We start from the raw sequence: 20222 nt of genomic DNA, 5'->3' as shown, positions 1-20222 counted from the left end.
GGGGTTTTGGGGGCTTGCCCCCAAAATCCCCTTTCCCTTCCGGGGTGTGGGGCGAAGCCCCACGGGATCGCCGGTCGGTGTGAGCCGACCCTGTAGGTTTGCCACTCATGGGTAAGAGCAAGCGCAACAGTCCGAAGCCGGACAGTAATCGGGCGCAGAAGCTGGCCGCGCGCAAGGCCGCGCAGGAGCAGGCCGCGCAGACGGTCACCCGCCCGTTCGAGGGCTTGGCCGCGGAATGCGATCTGGTCGCGCTCCGCGAATTCGTGCCGTCCGCGACCGCGACGCTGAAGCTGTCGCCGAGCGTCGGCGCCGAGCGCGCGGTCACGCTGGCCACGGTGCTGCCGGGCGCGGTGGCCGCGCTGGTGCGAGCCGGGGACGAGGCGATCGGTTTCGTCGGCACCCAGGTGCAGCACCAGTCCGCGAATCCGGCCGCCGATCTGGCGAGCGCCATTCTGTGGACCCAGGCCGCCGAGCCGGGCGAATCGCTGGACGCCGCGAATGTGGATGGGGCCCCGAGCCTTTCGGAGGTGCTGGATTCCGGCGCCGCCCTGGACCTGACCGTGCACCAGGACTTCAACTGGTGGGTGCCCGCGGGCGTCACCCCGGACCCGCAGGTCGCCGCCACCATCGAGCAGGCCAATCAGGCCATCATGCCGTCGGCGCGGCTGGAGCTGGGCGCGGACGCCATCGGCGCGGCCTGGTGGGTGGACGCCGGCGAGAAGGCGCATCTGCGCTGGGTGCGCCCGGAGGACGAGGATCAGCTGATGCTGGCCCTGGCCCGCCTGCACGCGGCCGGTGACCTGCACCTGGGCGAGGGTTCGCGCTTCGCGGGCTCGTTCCGCACCCACGGCCTGCTGGTCCCGGTCTTCGACCTGGATCCGGAGCGGCACGCCACCGAATGGGAGGCCCCGGCGCGCGAGTTCGGCGCCAAGCTGGCCGCGGCCCTGAAGTCGGATGCCCCGCTGTCCTCGGACGAGCGTCGTTCGCGCGACGGCCTGCGTTCGCGTCAGGTCACGCTGCGCTGATCCGCCGCCCTCGAAAGGAGCGTTGAGCTGGTCTTATCGGGCCGTTCGCGGGTGGTCTCCAACCACCCGCGAACGGCCCGAAATTTTTTCCCGGTCAATTTTTTGAAAAATGCTCATTTCGGTCCGGGGATGGGGTTAAGTTCGGTTCACCCCAGAAGGTCGGGGGAGGTGAGGGAAAGACTCACCGAGTTAGATGAGGAGAAAATCATGGAAGCCATTCTCACCATGCTCAAGGGCCTGGTCTCCACCCTGTCCGCCAGCATCTCCGCCAAGTGAGCGGAATTCGCTCATAACATGCGAATGGGCCCGATCCAGCGCAAGGGATCGGGCCCATTTCGTATTTACTACAGCGAACCGCCGGCGGCGGAAGGCGAACCGGAAGCGTCCTTCGGGGAACTCATTTCCCGCGAGACGTAATTCTCCAGATCGAACAGGTTCGCGCTGGCCCGCTCGGCGACGGTGAGGAGGGTGCGCATGGTGGCGACTTCCTCGACCTGCTCCTTCAGGAACCACTGCATGAACTGCTCGCCCTGATAATCGCCTTCTTCCCGGGCGGTGCGGGCGAGGGCGACGATCTGTTCGGTGACCGTCTCCTCCTGGGCCAGGGCCAGGGCGATCGGCTCCTTGGCATTCTCGAATTGCGATTTCGCGGCATCGACGGCCGGCACTTCCACGCCGAAATCCTGATCCAGCAGGTACTGCGCGATCATCATCGCGTGATTGCGCTCTTCGACGGCCTGCTTGTAGAAGTACTTCGCGAGCACCGGCAGATCCGCGTGATCGAACCAGGTCGCGATCGCGACGTACTGGTGTTCGGCATTGAATTCGTTGCGGATCTGATCCTGCAGCAAACCGTGGAACTTGCTGCGCTTGGTTTGAGTACGGATGGCCATGGGAGAAGACATTAGCCCTGGTCACAACGCGTGTCATCCAAGTGCAGCCTTATTGAGCCCAGCCTTATTGAGGCAAGTATTGCCTAATTTCAGCTAATTCGGGACCGTGGTGATCAGGTCCGACGGGATCTGCTGATCGGCCGCCAGCGCCTCGAAGAACTTGCTCGCCTTGGTCTTGTCCCACAGCAGCACATTGCCGCTGCCGTCGACGTCGGTGAACCCGCCGACCGGGACCGTGGTGGCCACCGGATCCCCGCTCAGCGCCCGGCCGAGGGAGGCCAGATTCCACACGTGCGCGCCATTGTCGACCTTGAGCGCGGCCGTCGTATCGGTGACGAGCGGCCAGGCCCGGAAGGGGTTCAGCAGGGTGGACGGACTGGACGCCTTCTTCAGCAGGGCGCTCAGGAACTTGCGCTGATTCAGCATGCGCTGCAGGTCGGCGGTCGGCGTGGCGCGGCTGCGCACGAAGCCGAGCGCGTTCTTGCCGCTCAGCGTCTGGCAGCCGGCCTTCAGGTCGATACCGGCCAGCGGATCGTCGATGGCCTCGTCCAGGCACATGTCGATGCCGCCCACCGCGTCCACGATGCCGGCGAAGCCGCCGAACCCGATCTGCGCGTAATGGTCGATGCGCAGCCCCGTCGCTCCCTCCACGGTCTGCACCAGCAATTGCGGGCCGCCGAACGCGAAAGAGGCGTTGAGCTTGTCCTTTCCGTGCCCCGGAATGCTCACGTAGGAGTCGCGCGGCAGGCTGACCAGCGTCGGCTTACCGGATTCCGGCACATGCACCAGGATGATGGTGTCGGTCCGTTCGGACCCGACCTCGCCGCCGGTGGACAGCTCCTGTTCCTGCTCGGTCGAGAGCCCGGCGCGGCTGTCCGAACCCACCAGCAGCCAATTCGTCCCGGGCGTGTCGCCGGGCCGGCCGGAGTAGCTGGTGAGCGCGTCGATCCGGGTCAGGTGGGTGTCCACATAGATGGCCGCGCCGATCGGCATGAGCAGGATCAGCAGCAGCAACACCAGGATCCAGCGGAACCAGTGCCGTTTGCGCTTGGGCCGTTTCGGTCGCGGTGCTTCGCCGCGCCCCCCGCGCTTGGCCGGCCGGGAGGGCGGCGGCGGGGGAGTGGATTCGCGATAGGGGACCGGGCGCTGGGTCGGCGCGTGCGTGACCGGCGCGGCCTCGCGGGATTCCCCGTACGTCGTCGGCGGACTCTGCTCGTCCGACCACATCTTCCGGGTCCGCTCGGGCGGGCGCTGCTGTCGTTGCGGCGCAGCGGCATTGGATCGCTGCGGGGCGCCGCCGCGCTGCTGCGGTGACGCGTTGCCGCGCTGCGGCGAGCCCGGGTTACCCCGCTGTGTCGGCGCCGGATTGCCGCGCTGCGGTGGCGCCGGATTACCGCGCGGTGGGGGCGCCGCATTGCCGCGCTGCGGGGGCACGGCGTTGGAGCGTTGCGGCGGAGCGGCATTCGGCCGCTGCGGCCGGCCGGGCTGCGCGCCGGGCGGTGGATTCCCGTTCGCGCGCGCCGCGCCGCCGGGATTGCCGCGCTGGGGTTGCGCGGGATTTGCTCGTGGTTGCCGCGGCGGCACGGGAGGCTCGCCCGAACGTCTCGGCGGCGGCTCCCGGCGCATCCGTGCAAACTGCTGGGGGTCGTCGCCGTTCATCAAGGAAAGCCTACTGATGGAAGCGCTCGAGCGGTTCATTCCAATCGCATTACGGTGATCGGACTTCGGCGGACGTGACCGGGATTACGGCAGCCAGGACACGTGCCCGCGCAGTGCGGCGTAGCCGAGATAGGCGATGGTGTCGATGAGCGCGTGCGCCAGCAGCAACGGCCACAACCGGTCGGTCCGCTGCCAATATCGCCCGAACACCAACCCCATCACCAGGTTTCCGAGCCCGCCCCCGATGCCCTGATACAGGTGATAGCTGCCCCGCAACAGCGCCGATGCCAGCAGCGATTTGTGCTCCGACCAGCCCAGCGCCCGCAGCCGGGTGATCAGATACGCCACCACCAGCACTTCTTCGGCCGCCGAGTTCGCCCAGGCGTTGAGCACCAGCATCGGCAGCCGCCACCAATGTTCCAGTGAGCCCGGCACGATGGTGACGCTCACGCCCAGCGCGTGCGCGATCAGATACAGCCCGAGCCCCGGGATGCCGATCACCGCCGCCAGCGCCAGGCCCGGCAGCACGTCCGAACGCCACCGCAGCCGCGCCAATCCGATCGCCCGGGGCCCGATCCCGCTGCGCCACAACAGGTACAGCCCCAGCGCCGCCCAGCCCAGTAGCCGCCCCACACTCAACAGCTGAAACAGCAGGTCCAGAAAGGATTGCGCGGCCCGCGACGGATTCAGCGCGACCGTCTGCCCGCCCACCCCACCGGGCGAGAGCGCGCTCTCGATCAACGACAGCGCCGCACTGGCCCCGCTCAGCCCGAACGTGACGACCAGGACGATCGCGATCTCGATCCGGATCGCCCGCCGCTCGCCCTCGGAGGACGCGGGTGCGGGCCACGCGGACGCGGAATCAGCCGAAACCATGCCGCCAATCTATGGGCAGTCGTCCGGTTCGGCGGTCCGGGCGTGCCGTGCCGGATTCAGATGCGATGCAAGCCGCGCTGGAAGGGGTTGCCCGCCAAGGTCTGTACCGCGCGGCTCAGCGATTCCACATCGTCGGCCGGCGCGTGGAAGGGCAGCCGGATGTCGTGATCGCGGTCGATCGCCTCGACCCGCAGCGTGACCCCGTACCGGTCGATGGCCAGTGGATGCACCAGCGCGCCCCGGCGGATGTCGGCGGGCAGATGCCGGGCCAGCCGGTCGATCACATCGGCGTGATCGGCATGCAGGTGCTGCAGCCAAGCTGCCTCCATCCCGCAGAACGGATCCGGCCGAGCGGCCCGAAGCTGTTCCCGCGACACCGAATCCGCGCCCGCCGTATCCGCCACCACCGCCGAGTCGATGACCAGCCGCAACAGCACCGACGTATGCCCCACATCCAGCAGATTCGGATGCGGATGATCTTCCGCGACCGCCGTGGCCAGCGCCCGCTGCGCATGCGAGGGCACCGCGTGCACCCATCCGCGCAACCACACCAGCGCCCGCACCGGCTCCCGCAAAGGCAGCGGCGCGTTGTCGGTCAGCTCCAGCACCGCCGGCGATCCGGTCGTCCCGCACCGATCCACCAGCATCGCCGCCGTCGACTCCGCCGGCACCGCGATCACCATGTCGCCGCACAACCGCAGCCGATGCACCGACGTCGGCACCGGATCCAGCCCCGGCAGCGCCAGCACCGAACTCTCGGCATTACTGCACGCACTGTGCACGCGCTCGGCGGTAGTGGGTGAGGCAACCGGGGCAGCCGCGGGTGGCATACGCACCTCCATCGTGAATTAGGTAAACCTAAGCTAAGTGACGCAAGTCGCTCGCGCAACCCACACCCGCCCGAATCGACCAGATGGCTCGCTACGGTGGACGGGTGCCGCACGATCTGCCTCCCGCGCCCGAGCCGGTCGCGCTCTCGCTGTCCATGCCGCCCGCCCCCGCGCGCGGTCTCACCGAGGATCTGGTTCGCCCCACCGGTGCGGCACCCACCGCCGAGGTACTCGACCTGACGGCCGATGACGAGGCCGTCTCCGAGTTCCTGGTCCGAATCGCCCACGCCGACACCGGTTTCGTCGCCCGCACCGATTCCGGCGACCGCGCGCTCGCCATCGTCGCCGCCACGGTGGCCGCCCTCTGCGGCGAAGACATCCGCACCGCGCTCGCCGCCCCGGATCTGGCCTTTCTGAAGGGCTTGAAGCCACCCGCCGTGGAGGCGTTCCGTACCGTCCTGCTCGCCATCGAATCCGACAATCCGGACGTGACGGCCGCCCTCGCCGCCCTCGCCTGACGGTTCCGCTCGGCACCGGTGCGCGGCGGCCGATCAATGGACCGGTCGGCCGCATCGGGAGCGGAGGACCGGGCGAGTTACCGGGGAGTTGGGTAAACGTGGAGGCTGGTCGGCGGACGCAAGTAATCTCGTTCTCGTGCCTCGTATCGCCTACTTCGGGCCCTCTGGAACTTTCACCGAGATGGCCCTCGCGAAACTGGAGTCCACCGGGATATTCGGTGGGCAGGTCGAGCGTGTCCCGGCCCCGAGTCAGGGCGCGGCGATCGAGTTGGTGCGGGCCGGGGAGGTCGAAGGGGCGGTGGTCCCGATCGAGAGCTCGGTGGAGGGGTCCATCGCGCCGACACTCGATGCGCTGGCGGTGGGGCCGCGGTTGCAGATCATCGCCGAGGCCGAGCTGGATGTGGCGTTCACGATCGTGGGGCGGGCGGGGATCGGGCTCGACGACGTGAAGCGCGTCGCGGCCTATCCGGTGGCGGCCGCGCAGGTGCGGATGTGGCTGGCGCATCGGATGCCGCAGGCCGAGATGTATACGTCCGCTTCGAATGCGGCCGCGGCGGACGATGTGGTCGCCGGGCACGCGGATGCGGCGGTGTCGACTTTGCTGGCGGGGGAGCGGCGCGGGCTGGCGGTGCTGGCTTCGGGCGTGGCCGACCATGATCAAGCGGTGACCCGGTTCGTGCTGGTGACCCCGCCGCAACCGGCGCCGCCGCGGACCGGGGCGGATCGCACCTCCATCGTGCTGGAGCTGGCCAACGAGCCGGGCTCGCTGATGCGGGCGTTCGCCGAATTCGCCACCCGCGGTATCGATCTCACGCGCATCGAATCGCGGCCCACCCGCACCGGGATGGGCACCTATCGCTTCTATCTGGACTGTGTCGGGCATATCGACGATGCCGCGGTCGCCGAGGCCCTGAAAGCCCTGCACCGCACCGCCGCCCGGATTCGCTTCCTGGGTTCCTGGCCGGCGACCTCGGCCACCGGAACCCCGCCGCCGCCCGACGAACCGGCGGCGGTCTGGCTGACCGACCTCAAGAAGGGGGTGGCTGATCTGTGACCGGCAAATTGATACTGGTGCGGCACGGTGAGACCGAAGGCAATGTGGCCAAGATCCTGGACACCCGGCTGCCGGGGCTGCCGCTGACCGAACGCGGTGCGGCGCAGGCGAAGACGTTCGGGGCGAACCTGGTGGATCCGCCGCAGCGGTTGTTCTCGTCGGAGGCATTACGAGCCCGGCAAACCGGTAGCTATATCGAAGCGGCGACGGGCGTGCCGCTGGTGGCGCTCGAAGGATTGCAGGAAGTACAGCTCGGCGACCTGGAGGGGCTGAACACCCGCGACGCGCACGAGACGTTCCAGGACATCTATCACGCTTGGCATTTCGACGATCTGAGCCTGCGGGTGCCGGGCGGGGAATCCGGGCGGGACGTGCTGGATCGCTATGTGCCCGCGCTGGAACGGATCCGCGCCGACTACCTGACCGATCCGGACGCCCCGGATGTCATCCTGGTCAGCCACGGCGCGGCCATGCGGCTGGTCTCACGCGAATTGACCGGCGTGCCACGCAGTTTCGCCGCCAACAACCATCTCGACAATACCGAGACGATCGAACTGCTACCGGTCGCGGGCGGTGGCTGGGAATGCACCCGCTGGGGTCGCTACCTACCGCCGTTCGGTGATGACATCGCGCCGACCGGCGACGACCCGATGGGCTGATCGGTCAGCGCTGAGCCGACGGTTCTTGTGCACCAGGGAATTCGGTGCGCAGCGGCAGCGAGGTGATCAGGTCCTGCAAGGCGGTGCGCAGCCGCCCCGGCGTGCCGCTCGCCAGCGAGGTCCACTTGGTTCCGTCGTCGGCGCGGCTCGCGGTGGCCAGCAAGCGCCCGTGCCGGGTATCGAACACGGCCACGTGATTGTCGGTGACCTCGCGCGCACCGTCCGCGTAGACCACGCCCACGATCTCGGCGTGCGCGTGCACCTGCACCAGCGCGGCGGCCAGGGTCTGCGCGTCCCGCGCCGGATTGCCCACCCGGGCAAGATGATTCGCGGTGGTGGTGACATCCCCGGCGGCATCGAAAATGGGCGCGATCTCCGCCGTGGGCGCGTTCATGCCGCTGATCTCCAGCGGATCCGCCGGACCGATCGCGGCCAGCAGTGTGCCCGGCAGATCGTGCCCGGCTTCGTCGAGCATGTAGGACTCGGTGCCGCGCAACACGATCACCTCGAAATCGTCCCCCTTGGCGAGACAACCCCGGTTGACCTGCCCGTCCACGTACCAGCGCAGCGCGACCACCCAATGCGGCCGGTACAGCACCCGCAGCCGCTCGGCCAATTCCGGATGCACCTCGTCACCGTCGAGCAGCCCGCGTTCGGTGAGCGCGGCGGCGGCCGCGACCATGGCCGCGTCGTGCTCGGCCGCATTGTCGTAGCGCCCCATGGCATTCAGCACCACGGGCAGCTCGTCGATCGCCAAAGCCTCCTGAAGGTACTGCATTTCGTCGAGCGACAGCAGGACCGCCCGCAACTGGGACGGGCCGCGGCCCGCACCGAGCACCGTCACCGCTGATCCATCGGATCGCCGCCGATCACCGCGGGCGCGATGGCCCGGCCGTCGGCGAAGTGCTCCACCGACCGGCCATAACCATTGCCGCTGTGCGTCTCGTCCTCGTCGTTGGCGGCCTGCGCACCCAGCAGCGGACTGCCCGAACTGGCGGGCCGCACCGGCGCCACAGCGTTGTTCGCCGCCACCGCGACCGGTTCCGCCACGGCCGTGACCGGCGCGGCAGCCGGCGCGCCGCCGCCGATCGAAGCTCCCGCACCCCAGCCCTCGGGCAGTTTCAATGTCCCGCCGCCGTTTCCGATGCTCACCCCGCCGCTGCCGAAGGAGGCCGCGCGCGTGCTCACCGACGCCGCGCCACCGGCGGCGACGCTCGCGCCCGCCATCATCGGCAGCTGCGCCGCTCCGCCCGCGGAAGTCTGCGTCACCGCATTGGTGATGGCCGTGACCGCACTGCTCGCCACCTGCCCGACACTCGACGCGCCCGTGGTGACCACGGTTCCCGCCACCTGCCCGACCTGCGAGAGCGCACTCATCACGGCCGGATTGTTGGCCAGCGCGGTCGCCGCCGTCACGGCCATCTGAATCGGATCCCCGCCCCCGGTGCCGAACGCGTCCCCGCCATTCGCCGACCCCGCGCCCATCGCGATCGGCGGCGGCATCAGGAACTCGCCGGGCGTGGTGACCATGAACGTGGTCGCCGCCTCGTAGGTCTCCATGACCAGTGCGGCCCGGATATCCAAGGCCAGCTTGGCCGCCTCGGCCGCTTCGGCGGTCCCGTTGAGCGCGCCGCCGGTGGAGTGCGCGGCCACCCGTGCCGCCTCGACCAGCGCGATCTCCGGCAGGCTCGGCATGGCGATGGACGCCACGGTGTACGCGGTGGCATTGAACGCGGCCTTACCCGCCATCACCGCGGCCATCACGCCCTGCTGCTCGGCCCACAGGTTGAACCCGGTGAGCCGGCCCAGCACATTGAGCCCGTTGATGCCCTGCAGTCCGACGCCCAGTTCGGCCATGACCCGGGCCACGGTCGCGGTGGCGTCCACCCAGGCGGCGGTCAGCACGCCCCACGAACTGCCCGCGGCCGCGATCGGAATCGCGTGCGCGCCCGCGTTCAGCGAGACGGAATTCAGTTCGGCCATGCGGGGCAGCCAGAACACCCCGGTGATTCCCAGCGTCATGCGAGCTTCCCCCCTCTAGACCTGGACGGCGGCGATGCCGACCGCGCGCACGGCGTCCTGCGCGATGTACTGCGCGAGCTGACCGCGCAGCGTGGCGGCGGCGTGATGGAGTTCGAGAATGCCCTGCGCGACGGCCCGATCATGGCTCAGCGCGGCCTGATTGAAATGCCCGGCGGCCAGGAACGACACCTCTTCGGTGCCCGAGGGCAGCACGTGGGTGGTAGGTCCGGCGAAGGACGAGGCGGCGGCCAGCCGTTCGGCGAGCAGATCGAGCTCCAGAGCGGCGGCGAGGACGACCTCGGCCTGTACGTGCACGTGGCCGACCATGCGCGGACTCCCTTCGATTCCCCCGCCAGCTAATTTCCAGCTGCCGTGACTTTCAGCCCCATCCCAGCTGATGAAGGCGGTCGTCGTCAATCCCGAAATAGTGCGCTATCTCGTGAATCACTGTGATTGCCACCTCCTCCACCACCTCTTCTTCGCTGTGACACATCTCCAGGATGGCTTCGCGATAGATGGTGATGGTGTCCGGCAAGGCCCCGGCATAGTGGCTGTAGTCCCGGTCGGTGAGCGCTATTCCGTGATAGAGCCCGAGCAGGTGCGGGTCCTCGTCGCTGCGCGGCTCGATGAGCACCACCACATTGTCGATGGCCCGCGCCAGCTCCGGCGGAATCAGATCCAGCGATTCCCCGACCAGCTCCTCGAAGCGGTCGTCGGACATGGAGACCGGCATGCCTATCCGTTCCGCCCCGGCGAACCGTCGATCATCGCGGCTGCGGGATGACGGGCGGGGCGGCGCCGGGTAGTGGCGACGGCGTGGAGCGGCCGTTGTTCGGCGGCGGCACCGGGGCCTGGCCGTCGATCAGGATCTCGCCGCGCGCCGAACCGGTGATGGCCGCGAAGCCCTCCTGGTCCGCGCCCTTGCCGATCATGCAGTTCAGGCTGCGGCTGCCGGCCAGCCAGCTGCGGGTGTCGAGGAAATCCCAGAACAGGGTGAGGGTCTTGTTGCGCAGCGCGTCCGCGGAGCCGAGGTAGTCGGTGGAGTCCTTGGCGCAGGCCTCCTCCATGAACTTGTCCTGCTCGTCCTTGGACGGCGGGCCGCCGGTGAAGCGGGTGCCCAGATCCACGGTGGAGACGATCTCGAAGGCGTGCGACTTGGCGCAGTCGATCGGATCGGTCGGCAGATTGCGGCTGATGCCCACGCAGGTGCCGGCGTCGAAGACCTTGGACTGATTGGACTCTCGCACGCTGCCGCTGATCGGATGGGTGGCGGTGCCGGAGCTGCCGGCCACCTGCAGGCCGCAGCGCAGCGTGCGCTCGCCCGCCTTCCAGCCCGCCTCGCCCGGATTGATCAGGCCGACGACGAACTTGCCGCGCGGGTCCAGTTTGCCGCCGAGATAGGACTGGGCGGCGCTGACGCAGTGCTCGTCGCGCAGTTCGGTGAAGCGCAGCGAATCGGGAAAGCGGGAGCCGGGCCCGAATTCGACGCCCGGGTACTTGCTCAGGTCGACGTCCTCGGTGACCTCGAACAGATGCTTGTTGGAGCAGTCCACCTTCACCAGGTCGCTGGCGTTCGGCTTGCTCCAGCTCAGGCAGTCGCCCTGCGAGGCGGTGCCGAAGGCCGCGCCCGCGACCGCGCCGGTGGGCTGGGCCGCGCCCGGGGTGTGCGCCTCGATGCGATTCGAGTCGAAACCGGTGAAGACCAGGGTGAGCAGGGCCGCGAGCACCGCGCCGCCGGCGACGGCGAGCAGACCCCAGCGCATGGTGGGGGCCGACAGCGCGCTGTTGGTGTCGAGCTTGGCGCGCAGGGCATGCAGCGGGCCGAGCAGACCGCCGGATTTTCCGCCCCGGGACTTGGGACGGTCGGACGGCCACTCGGGCGACGGAGGCATCTGTTCGTCGGACATCGCGCTCCATCATTGCAGCGAGGAGCCACCGCCGCCACGAGCTACGGATCCTCGCGCACGCCACGCCGAATCGATGCGTACTTCGATCCGACGTGACGGTTCACGAGTCGAGCCGTCCGAAAAGCTCAGTTCAGAATCAGATCCGCGGCCTTCTCGCCGATGAGCACCGCCGGGGCGTGGGTGTGCCCGCGGGTGATCACCGGCATGACCGAGGTGTCGGCGATGCGCAGCCCTTCGATCCCGCGCACCCGCAGCTGCGGATCCACCACGCCGCTGTCGTCGGTGGCCATCCGGCAGGTGCCGACCGGGTGGTACAGCGTGTGCGAATGGTCTTCCAGGCAGCGCCGCAGCACCTCGTCCATCGGCGTGCTGGACGGCACCGCCGGTTGCATGAGCTCGCCGATGTGCTCCTTCAGCGCCGGCTGCGAGGCCAGGTTCACGCAGATCCGCAGTCCCGCCAGCAGCGCCGCGCGATCCTCGGCCTCACTGCAGTAATACGGATTGATCCGGGGCGCCTCGAACGGATCCGGCGAGTTCAGCGCGATGGTGCCGATCGACTTGGGCTTGAGCAGCACCGCCGCGAAGGTCAGCGCGTGCCCGTCCGGATCGCCCAGCCCCTCGCCGATATAGGGCGCGGGCCCGAAGATGAGCTCCAGATCCGGCAGGTCCAGATCCTCACGGCTGCGCACGAATCCGTACGCCTCGCCGACATTGGAGGTGAGCTGTCCGCGCCGCCGCAGCAGATAGTTGCCGAGTTCCAGCAGATTCTTGTCGGCCCCGAACAGGCTGCCGCCCCGGGTGCGGTACACGATCGGCGCCGCCAGGTGATCGCGCAGGTTCTGCCCGACCTCCGGAAGATGTTGCAGCACCGCGATTCCCAGTTCGCGCAGCTTGTCCCCGTCGCCGATACCGGACAGCATGAGCAGCTGCGGGGTATTGATCGCCCCGCCGGAGAGCACCACCTCGCGCTTGGCCTTGATGGTCTTGATCTCGTCGCCGATCCGGAATTCCACCCCGACCGCCCGCTTGCCCTCGAAGAGCACCCGCGTCACGTGCGCGTCGGTGACCACGGTGAGATCGCGGTGCTGCTGCAGCGCCGGCCGCAGGTAGGCGTCCGCCGTGCTCCAGCGCGCCCCCCGCTTCTGGTTCACCATCGTCTGCGTGAACCCTTGCGGCTCATCGAGATTGGCGCGCTCCAGCGGATAACCGGCCTGGCTGGCCGCCTGCAGGTATTCGTGGGTGATGGGCCGCGGGCTGCGCTGCGCCGAGATGTGCAGCGGCCCGTCGGCGCCCTCGCTCGGCCCGCTGGCCCGCTCGACGCTCTCCATCCGCCGGAAATACGGCAGCACCTGCTCGAACGACCATTCGGGCCCGGCGTAGCGACCCCATTCGTCGTAGTCGGCGGCGAACCCGCGCACCCACATCATGGCGTTCATGGACGACGAGCCGCCGAGCATCTTCCCGCGCGGCCAATAGACTTGCCGCCCACTCAGTTCCGGCTGCGGCTCGGTCCGGTAGTTCCAGTCGTTGGGCCCTTGGAACAGGGTGTGGAACGCGGCGGGGATATGCGCCATCTTGTCGCTGTCCTCACCGCCCGCCTCCAGGACGACGACACTGACGCCCGGTCGATCGCTCAGCCGTGCGGCGACGGCGGCTCCCGCCGATCCGGCACCGACGACGACGAAATCCGTTGTGCTCGGGGTGTATTGCGGCATGATGATGACTCCTCGGAGAGGTGCTGAACGGGGACAGCGGCCGTCGTCCTAGCGCCCGCCTCGGTCCCCATGACCACAGACTATGGCGGCGAGCACGTCCCCGCGCCCCGGAATGCGAGGATCCGCACGAAAACTCCCCCGGAACGCCCACGCCCCAGTTCGCGGCCGTCTCGTTCTGGACTGAGTGGAGCGGAGGAGCGAAGCGGGGGAGCGGAAGGAGGGAAGAACGAGACATGAAGGCCGCGAACCCGCCCGGAGCGAAGCGGAGGGCAAAATAAGCACAGCCCCCGGGCCTATTAGGCTGGTTACCTATGATCGACCTTCGATTCCTGCGGGAGAATCCAGACGTGGTCCGCGCCTCGCAGCGCGCTCGTGGCGAGGACCCGGCCCTGGTGGACTCCCTGCTCGAGGCGGATGTGGCCCGCCGCGCGGCGGTCGCCACGGCCGACGGTCTGCGCGCCGAACAGAAGGCGCTCGGCAAGAAGGTCGGCAAGGCGTCCGCCGAGGAGCGCCCCGCCCTGCTGGCCACCGGCCAGGAGCTGTCGGCGAAGGTCAAGGAAGCCGAGGCCGCGGAGAACGCCGCCGACGCCGTCATGGACACCGCCCAGCGCGCCATCTCGAACGTGGTGCAGGAGGGCGCGCCCGCCGGCGGCGAGGACGACTACATCGTGCTCGAAACGGTCGGCGCCCCGCGCGAATTCGATTTCGAGCCCAAGGACCACCTGGAACTGGGTGAATCGCTGGGCGTCATCGACATGGAACGCGGCGCCAAGGTCTCGGGCGCGCGCTTCTACTTCCTCACCGGCTACGGCGCCCTGCTGCAGCTCGGCCTGCTGCAGCTGGCCGCGCAGAAGGCGGTCGCCAACGGTTTCACCATGATGATCCCGCCGGTGCTGGTGCGCCCGGAGATCATGGCCGGCACCGGCTTCCTGGGCCAGCACGCCGCCGAGGTCTACCACCTGGAAGAGGACGACCTGTACCTGGTCGGCACCTCGGAGGTGCCCCTGGCCGGCTACCACTCGAACGAGATCCTGGACCTGAGCGGCGGCGCCAAGCGCTACGCCGGCTGGTCGTCGTGCTTCCGCCGGGAAGCGGGCAGCTACGGCAAGGACACCCGCGGCATCATCCGCGTGCACCAGTTCGACAAGGTGGAGATGTTCGTCTACACCAAGCCGGAGGACGCCGCCGCCGAACATCAGCGCCTGCTGGCCTGGGAGAAGGAAATGCTGGCCGCCGTCGAGGTGCCCTACCGGGTCATCGACGTGGCCGCGGGCGACCTGGGCAGCTCGGCCGCCCGCAAGTTCGACTGCGAGGGCTGGGTCCCCACCCAGCGGACCTACCGCGAGCTCACCTCGACCTCGAATTGCACCACTTTCCAGGGCCGCCGCCTGAATGTGCGCTACCGCGACGAGAACAACAAACCGCAGACCGCCGCGACTTTGAACGGCACCCTGGCGACCACGCGGTGGATCGTTTCCATTCTCGAAAACCACCAGCAGGCCGACGGTTCGGTCAAAGTCCCTGCCGCCCTGGTGCCTTTCGTGGGTACGGAAGTTCTCGAACCGCGCTGAGCTCCGGTGACACCGGCCGCGGCGAAGCGGAGGCAAAAATCAGCAGACCGTTTAGGCTAGGCAGCGTGCGAGGAATCGGGTCGCGCGGCGATACCCGGACGCGGGTGCGGGCGGCATCGGCGCTGGCGACGGCAATGGTCATGGCTCGGACCACCGGGGCGTTCTACGTCATGGGCGGTGCGCTGGGGCTGATCCTCACCGCTGTCGCGCCAGGTGATGAGGGCAATCGACCGCTGGTGGGTTCGGCTGCGTTCGTGGCGCTGCTGTTGGGTCTCAGTCTGCTCATCTGGGGTCCACGCCTGCCGCATTGGGCGCATCACCTGTATGTGGGAACCGCCACCGTGCTGGTGACCATTGCGGTGCATTGGTTTCCGAATACCGTGGGCGCCATCAGTTTGGCGGCGTTCTATGTGTTCGTCGCCTGCGACGCCGCCATTTTCTTCTCCTGGCGTTGGCTCGGCGCCCATCTGGCATTCGCGATCGTGTGCTGCCTGTGGGTGGTGCCTTCCCGCGGACTGCCGTGGTGGTCGGGTCTGATTCCGGCGGGCATCACCGTCGGAATCGGCATTGTGGTCGGCATTTTGACGCGTATGGCGTCGAATGCGGATATCGATGTGCTCACCGGATTGCTGAATCGGCGCGGTTTCGACCGGGTGCTGAGCAATGCCATCGCCCATGCCACCCGCACCGGGCAGGGCATGGCGCTGGTGCTGGTCGACCTCGATCGCTTCCAGAAGATCAACGATCACCTCGGCCACCGCGCCGGCGACGCGGTGCTGCAGCGGGTGGCCGACACCTGGGCCGGACTGCTCTCCCCGGATCAGCGCCTGGCCCGCTACGGCGGTGACGCTTTCGCGGTGCTGCTGCCCAACACCACCGAGCAGGCCGCGATCCTGCTCACCGAGCAATTGCGGGCCGCCGTCACCACCGGCTGTTCGGCGGGCGTGACGTCCTGGCAGCCGGGCGAATCCGGTTCGCTGCTGGTCTCGCGCGCCGATGTCGGCCTGTACCGCGCCAAGCAGGCGGGCCGCAATCGCACCGTGCTGGAGTCCTCGCGGCAGCTGCCGCTGGCGGTCGAGCTGCGCGAGGCCATCGATCGCGGCACCCTCGACGTGCAGTACCAGCCCATCGTCTCGCTCACCGATGGCGCCACCCGCGCGGTCGGCGTGGAGGCGCTGCTGCGCTGGTCCTCGCAGGCGCAGCCGGAGGTGACCACCGAGGGCCTGATCCGGGTCGCCGAGGAATACGACCTCATCTCCGATCTGGACGAGCTGGTGCTGCGCCGCGCCTGCGCCGACGCGGCCCGCTTGCAGGAGACCTTCGCGCAGCTGGACCTGACCTTGAACGTCAATGTGTCCGGTCTCGAACTGGCCGAAACCGATTACGCGGACCGGGTTTCCGGCATCCTCACCGAAACCGGCTGGCCCGCGGACCAGTTGGTGTTGGAGGTGACCGAGTCCGAACTGGCCGCCGAATCCGATACCGCCATCGCCAACCTGCACAAGCTGCGCGAGCGCGGCGTCCGGATCGCCATCGACGATTTCGGCACCGGCTACTCCTCGCTGAGCCGCCTGGCCACGCTGCCGTCGGACATCCTCAAGGTGGATCAGTCCTTCGTGGCCGCCATCCGCTCCGATTCCCCCGCGCCGCCGCTGCTGGGCGTCATCGCCGCGCTGAGCAAGTCCCTGGACCTGCAGGTCATCGCCGAGGGCGTGGAGACCGAACACCAGGCGGCCGTGCTCACCGAACTCGGTTTCGCGCTCGCCCAGGGCTACCACTACAGCGATTCGCACCCGGTGTCGGAGCTGATCAACGACCTCAACGACCGGCACGGCCTGGTCGGCGCGGCGCTGGCCGACCACGAGCCGAACACCAACGGCTGGATCCCGATCGATAACCCCTTGACGGACGAGTGAGCGCGCGCGACGCTGACCGCATGCGTTTGCTCGTCTACGGCTGTTGATTCCTCACCGCCCTTCGTACCGCCGCCCGCCGTTCTGAAAACGGTGGCGCGCTTTCGGTGCGCGCACTCACGGTCAGCGCGGTGCTGTTCGCCCTCACCGCCGACCTCATTCCGCTCTACGCGCTGTATGCGCTGCTGTTCGCCGAATACGGCCTGAGCACCGCCCAGATCTCCTCGCTGCTGGCCATCTGGTCGGCGACCGCGTTCATCCTCGAGATCCCGTCCGGAGCCTGGGCCGACACCGTCTCCCGCCGCGGCCTGCTCATCCTGTCCGGCGTACTGCTCGCGGCAGGCTTCGCGGTCTGGACCGTGCTGCCGTCCTACCTGGGTTTCGCCGTCGGCTTCGTGCTGTGGGGAACCTCCGGCGCATTGCGTTCCGGCACCTTCGAAGCCTTGCTCTACGACGACCTCGCGGCGCGCCACGCGACGGCGGAATATCCCCGTATCGCGGGCTATATTCGCGCCGCGACCGAATTCGCCGCGCTGATCGGCATTCTCGCCGCCGCACCGCTCTATGCCCGGGGCGGTTACGCATTGGTCGGCTGGGTGAGCGTGCTGATCGCGGTTGTACACACGCTGTCAGCGATCGCGCTGCCGAGCGCGCCGAAGGCGGTGTCCGCCGGCGATATCGAGGACCTGGAAGAAGGACTGGAAGCCGCCGAGTCCGCGTCGGCCGGCCCGGGCGCGGATGTCGTGCCGAGTGACCCCGGCATCGAGTTCGATTCCGGCATCGGGGAATCCGAGCGGGAATTCACGATTACGGCGGATCCGCGGAGCGCCGGTTCACGGTACCTCACCATGTTGCGCACCGGAGTCCGCGAAGCCTTCCGGGTTCGCATGGTTCGCCGCGGCGTCATCTTGGCCGCGCTGCTGAACGGTATTACCGCCTATGACGAATACTTCGCGCTGCTGGCCGATTCCACCGGCGTCGCACCATCGATCACCGCGCTACTGGTCGGTCTGACGGTTGCGGGCGCATTGGCCGGCGCCGCCCTGGCGGGCCGGACCGAAGGCTTGCGCACCCGCACCGTATCCCTCGCCGTCGCGGTGGCCGGCGCGCTGTTCATCACCGGCGCGCTGGTGGCCGGCGCCGCGACCACGGCACCGGAGTTCACGTATGTGCTGGTGCTGACCGGCTTTTCGGCGATCGGCGTCGCCTACGGCATCGACTACAACGCGGAGGTGATCGCCGCGGCGCGCCTGCAGGACGCCATCGCGGGTCCGGCGCGCGCCACCGTCACCTCGGTGTCGGGTGTCGTCACCGAGGTGATCGCCTTGATCGTGTTCGCGTTCGTGGGCGTCGCGTCCACGTGGTTGTCGATCCCGGTCGTGGTGGCCGTGCTCGGTATCCCGTTGCTGCTCATCGCCCTGCTGATCCCCGCCTGGTTGCCGCCGCGTCCGGAGCACGAGGAGACGGCGGGGGAGCGGGGTTCAGGCGACGGAGGGCCGGTGCAGGCTGGACCAGAGCGGATCGCCCTGGGCGGCGAAGCGCCGGGCTAGCTCCTGCTGCGCTTCGATCTCACCCAGTTCGGAGTCGACGCAGAACTGTCCCTCGGCGGCGGTCAGGACCTTGATATTGACCAGCCGGATCCGGGAAAGCGGTCCTTCGACAAACGTCGGGACCGACCGGTCGGTGACTCCGAGCATGACCACCATCTGCCCGTCCGCATCCAGATAGATATCGGCGGCCTCGCGCGGCAATACGGCATTGTCGACCGGAATGGTGATGAGCCCGTAGTGCTCGAGCATCTGAATCACCTGAAACCCGTACCGCGCCACCACGTTCGACACCGTCATGACCGTCTGTCCCAGCCACGACGCCGCCACTTCGGCGGTGGTGGCGTCGACCGGCACATCGGGGGAGATGGCGTAGACCTCGAGCTCGAAACCGTTGGTATTAGGTGAATTATCCCATTCGGCCGGATCGGAGAGCCCGCTGCTGGCCACCATCACCGCATCCTCGCGGCGCACGATCAGATGCGCCTGGCGCAATGCGGGCCATTCCGGTCCGTCGATGAAACCCGGGCTGTTCTGCTGCGCGATGACCCGGCGGTCCTTGCGCCCCCACGAATTCCAGGCGTTATCGAGCGCGTCCCAGGTCGCGACCCCGTGGAGTGCGTAAGTTCTCGTTTCGCTCACGGGCATAACCGTACTGAGGCAATGCGTTTCATTCACGCTAGCCCCGCCGCGTCTCCTGTAATTCGATGGCGACCAGCGGTTCCACCAGGTCTCTCACGGTCCGCGCATTGCGCCCGGCCAATTCCCGAATGCGCCGCAACCGGTATTCGGCCGTGCCGCATCGGTTGTCACGGCGCCCACCCCGAGCGCCGTCGAAATACCGTGGGCGCGCTGGCTTCCCGGGTACGCCGGTGCCTTTCGCGGAATTCCCCGGCGGTCCCCGAATCGCCGCCACCGCATGCCAGGTGTCGATCTCGACTGTTCCGGTGGAATCCAGAGTCGCGGAAGTAGCCCGGAATCGAACCGGGCAGAATCGACCAATGGGTTCGACCAGACTGCCCGGTTCCCAGACCGATCCCCGCCGCTATTGGGCCGGGCTCGGTCTGGGCCTGTCCATCGGCGCGGGGGTGGCGGTGCAGGCCCGGGTCAACGGCGAATTGGGGGAGCGCCTGGGCGACGGCGTGGCCGCCGCGGCGATCAGCTTCGGTTCCGGCCTGGCCGTCCTGCTTCTGCTGCTGTCCGTCAGCCCGAACCTGCGAGCCGGCCTGGGTAAAGTCCGCGCAGCCCTGAGCGCCGATCGAGATTCGGTCGATTCGGGCAGAGCTGAACCGCGCCTGCACTGGTGGCACCTGCTCGGCGGCCTGTGCGGCGCGTTCTTCGTTGCCTCCCAGGGACTTACGGTGGTGATGCTCGGCGTCACCGTCTTCACCGTGGCGGCCGTCTCCGGGCAGTTGGTGAGCAGTCTGGTGGTGGATCGGCTGGGCTTGGGCCCGGCCGGGCGCACCCCGGTGACGGTCTGGCGACTGGTGGCCGCGATCCTGGCCCTGGCGGCGGTCGCGCTGACGGCGGCGGGCCGCGCGGGTCACGCCGTGGCGGGGCCCGCTTCGGACCTGCTGCGGGGCACACCCACGGCGATCCTGATCATCCTGCCCGCCCTGGCCGGTATCGGTCTGGCCTGGCAGCAGGCGGTGAACGGCCGGGTGGGCGCGGTCGGCGGCCCGCTCTCGGCGACCTTCACGAATTTCGCCGTGGGCACGGTGGCGCTACTGCTGGCCGAAGCGCTGTTGCGATCGCGCTCCGGCTGGTCGATGCGATTCCCGTCCGAACCATGGCTCTACCTGGGCGGCTCGATCGGCGTCGTCTTCATCGCCGCCGCCGTATTGGCCGTGCGGTGGATCGGCGTACTGCTGCTGGGCCTCACCTCGGTGGCCGGTCAGCTGTTCATGTCGCTGCTGCTCGACCTGATCGTGCCGACCGGCCCGGGCCTGTCGGTAACCACCGTCCTCGGATGCACACTGACCTTCGTCGCGGTCGCCGTAGCAGCGGTCCGGCCCGCGAAATAGCCCCCGGCG

The 20222-nt window shown here is 68.6% G+C and carries 19 protein-coding genes; 8 read left to right on the top strand and 11 right to left on the bottom strand.

The features are described 5' to 3' along the window. Positions 1-107: 107 nt before the first annotated feature. Positions 108-1025, top strand: coding sequence for a DUF5926 family protein (locus tag LTV02_RS31130; RefSeq protein WP_233035306.1), 918 nt, complete (start codon positions 108-110; stop codon positions 1023-1025). Between the two features lie 344 nt (positions 1026-1369). Here LTV02_RS31130 and LTV02_RS31125 read toward each other — a convergent pair whose 3' ends face one another. From LTV02_RS31125 to LTV02_RS31110, 4 genes are all read right to left on the bottom strand, one after another. Next, positions 1370-1918 carry a ferritin gene (locus LTV02_RS31125; RefSeq protein WP_067717998.1) on the bottom strand — a complete coding sequence of 183 codons (549 nt, stop codon included), beginning with the start codon at positions 1916-1918 and terminating at the stop codon, positions 1370-1372. 93 nt (positions 1919-2011) lie between these two features. After that, positions 2012-3577: an LCP family glycopolymer transferase gene (locus tag LTV02_RS31120; protein ID WP_456299810.1), complete on the bottom strand. Its 1566-nt coding sequence runs from the start codon at positions 3575-3577 to the stop codon at positions 2012-2014. Positions 3578-3661: 84 nt separating this feature from the next. Beyond that, complete coding sequence (locus LTV02_RS31115) at positions 3662-4453, bottom strand: CPBP family intramembrane glutamic endopeptidase (protein ID WP_067718005.1); 792 nt, start codon at positions 4451-4453, stop codon at positions 3662-3664. Positions 4454-4509: 56 nt separating this feature from the next. After that, a complete protein-coding gene (locus LTV02_RS31110) occupies positions 4510-5283 on the bottom strand; it encodes a DUF2470 domain-containing protein (RefSeq protein ID WP_067718007.1) in 774 nt (257 codons plus the stop codon). A 104-nt stretch (positions 5284-5387) separates the two neighbouring features. Between LTV02_RS31110 and LTV02_RS31105 the strand changes: the two genes are divergently transcribed. From LTV02_RS31105 to LTV02_RS31095, 3 genes are all read left to right on the top strand, one after another. Beyond that, positions 5388-5801, top strand: coding sequence for a hypothetical protein (locus LTV02_RS31105; RefSeq protein WP_233035305.1), 414 nt, complete (start codon positions 5388-5390; stop codon positions 5799-5801). A gap of 136 nt (positions 5802-5937) precedes the next feature. After that, the gene (pheA, locus tag LTV02_RS31100; protein WP_233035304.1) at positions 5938-6855 is read left to right on the top strand and encodes a prephenate dehydratase; all 918 of its coding nucleotides are present in this window, start codon (positions 5938-5940) and stop codon (positions 6853-6855) included. Next, positions 6852-7514 carry a histidine phosphatase family protein gene (locus LTV02_RS31095; protein ID WP_067718013.1) on the top strand — a complete coding sequence of 221 codons (663 nt, stop codon included), beginning with the start codon at positions 6852-6854 and terminating at the stop codon, positions 7512-7514. The genes pheA and LTV02_RS31095 overlap by 4 nt, the downstream gene beginning before the upstream one ends. A gap of 4 nt (positions 7515-7518) precedes the next feature. On the opposite strand, the gene LTV02_RS31090 is transcribed toward LTV02_RS31095, so the two are convergent. The 6 genes from LTV02_RS31090 to LTV02_RS31065 all read right to left on the bottom strand — a co-directional run bounded on the left by LTV02_RS31090 (position 7519) and on the right by LTV02_RS31065 (position 13158). Beyond that, positions 7519-8358: an ESX secretion-associated protein EspG gene (locus tag LTV02_RS31090; protein ID WP_233035303.1), complete on the bottom strand. Its 840-nt coding sequence runs from the start codon at positions 8356-8358 to the stop codon at positions 7519-7521. Then, positions 8355-9536, bottom strand: coding sequence for a PPE domain-containing protein (locus LTV02_RS31085; protein WP_233035302.1), 1182 nt, complete (start codon positions 9534-9536; stop codon positions 8355-8357). Before LTV02_RS31085 ends, LTV02_RS31090 begins: the two co-directional genes overlap by 4 nt. Before the next feature lie 15 nt (positions 9537-9551). Continuing rightward, the gene (locus LTV02_RS31080; protein WP_233035301.1) at positions 9552-9863 is read right to left on the bottom strand and encodes a PE family protein; all 312 of its coding nucleotides are present in this window, start codon (positions 9861-9863) and stop codon (positions 9552-9554) included. Between the two features lie 52 nt (positions 9864-9915). Next, positions 9916-10269 (bottom strand): metallopeptidase family protein, encoded by a 354-nt coding sequence (locus LTV02_RS31075; protein ID WP_233035300.1) that lies wholly within the window; start codon positions 10267-10269, stop codon positions 9916-9918. A 31-nt stretch (positions 10270-10300) separates the two neighbouring features. Further along, positions 10301-11443 carry a septum formation family protein gene (locus tag LTV02_RS31070; RefSeq protein ID WP_408639282.1) on the bottom strand — a complete coding sequence of 381 codons (1143 nt, stop codon included), beginning with the start codon at positions 11441-11443 and terminating at the stop codon, positions 10301-10303. 125 nt (positions 11444-11568) lie between these two features. Beyond that, positions 11569-13158 (bottom strand): GMC family oxidoreductase, encoded by a 1590-nt coding sequence (locus tag LTV02_RS31065; RefSeq protein WP_233035299.1) that lies wholly within the window; start codon positions 13156-13158, stop codon positions 11569-11571. Positions 13159-13469: 311 nt separating this feature from the next. Between LTV02_RS31065 and serS the strand changes: the two genes are divergently transcribed. From serS to LTV02_RS31050, 3 genes are all read left to right on the top strand, one after another. Further along, the gene (gene serS / locus LTV02_RS31060; RefSeq protein WP_233035298.1) at positions 13470-14729 is read left to right on the top strand and encodes a serine--tRNA ligase; all 1260 of its coding nucleotides are present in this window, start codon (positions 13470-13472) and stop codon (positions 14727-14729) included. A gap of 65 nt (positions 14730-14794) precedes the next feature. Then, complete coding sequence (locus LTV02_RS31055; RefSeq protein WP_233035297.1) at positions 14795-16645, top strand: putative bifunctional diguanylate cyclase/phosphodiesterase; 1851 nt, start codon at positions 14795-14797, stop codon at positions 16643-16645. A gap of 104 nt (positions 16646-16749) precedes the next feature. Further along, a complete protein-coding gene (locus LTV02_RS31050) occupies positions 16750-18192 on the top strand; it encodes an MFS transporter (RefSeq protein WP_233035296.1) in 1443 nt (480 codons plus the stop codon). Here the strand turns inward: LTV02_RS31050 and LTV02_RS31045 are convergent. Next, a complete protein-coding gene (locus tag LTV02_RS31045; protein ID WP_157762467.1) occupies positions 18124-18831 on the bottom strand; it encodes a hypothetical protein in 708 nt (235 codons plus the stop codon). The genes LTV02_RS31050 and LTV02_RS31045 overlap by 69 nt on opposite strands. Before the next feature lie 359 nt (positions 18832-19190). Between LTV02_RS31045 and LTV02_RS31040 the strand changes: the two genes are divergently transcribed. Beyond that, entirely contained in the window at positions 19191-20213 is a 1023-nt protein-coding gene (locus tag LTV02_RS31040) for a DMT family transporter (RefSeq protein ID WP_233035295.1), read from the top strand. Positions 20214-20222 lie beyond the last annotated feature (9 nt).

It is taken from the genome of Nocardia yamanashiensis (genome assembly GCF_021183565.1).
GTDB classification, from domain to species: Bacteria; Actinomycetota; Actinomycetes; order Mycobacteriales; family Mycobacteriaceae; genus Nocardia; species Nocardia yamanashiensis.
The sequence above is the reverse complement of the archived record's forward strand: the minus strand, read 5'-3'. Positions and strand labels throughout refer to the sequence as shown.

Coding starts and splice junctions, on each gene's coding strand:
- LTV02_RS31130 (WP_233035306.1), top strand. CDS start 108: ATGGGTAAGAGCAAGCGCAACAGTCCGAAGCCGGACAGTAATCGGGCG.
- LTV02_RS31125 (WP_067717998.1), bottom strand. CDS start 1,918: ATGGCCATCCGTACTCAAACCAAGCGCAGCAAGTTCCACGGTTTGCTG.
- LTV02_RS31120 (WP_456299810.1), bottom strand. CDS start 3,577: ATGAACGGCGACGACCCCCAGCAGTTTGCACGGATGCGCCGGGAGCCG.
- LTV02_RS31115 (WP_067718005.1), bottom strand. CDS start 4,453: ATGGTTTCGGCTGATTCCGCGTCCGCGTGGCCCGCACCCGCGTCCTCC.
- LTV02_RS31110 (WP_067718007.1), bottom strand. CDS start 5,283: ATGCCACCCGCGGCTGCCCCGGTTGCCTCACCCACTACCGCCGAGCGC.
- LTV02_RS31085 (WP_233035302.1), bottom strand. CDS start 9,536: ATGACGCTGGGAATCACCGGGGTGTTCTGGCTGCCCCGCATGGCCGAA.
- LTV02_RS31080 (WP_233035301.1), bottom strand. CDS start 9,863: ATGGTCGGCCACGTGCACGTACAGGCCGAGGTCGTCCTCGCCGCCGCT.
- LTV02_RS31075 (WP_233035300.1), bottom strand. CDS start 10,269: ATGCCGGTCTCCATGTCCGACGACCGCTTCGAGGAGCTGGTCGGGGAA.
- LTV02_RS31070 (WP_408639282.1), bottom strand. CDS start 11,443: ATGTCCGACGAACAGATGCCTCCGTCGCCCGAGTGGCCGTCCGACCGT.
- LTV02_RS31065 (WP_233035299.1), bottom strand. CDS start 13,158: ATGCCGCAATACACCCCGAGCACAACGGATTTCGTCGTCGTCGGTGCC.
- serS (WP_233035298.1), top strand. CDS start 13,470: ATGATCGACCTTCGATTCCTGCGGGAGAATCCAGACGTGGTCCGCGCC.
- LTV02_RS31040 (WP_233035295.1), top strand. CDS start 19,191: ATGGGTTCGACCAGACTGCCCGGTTCCCAGACCGATCCCCGCCGCTAT.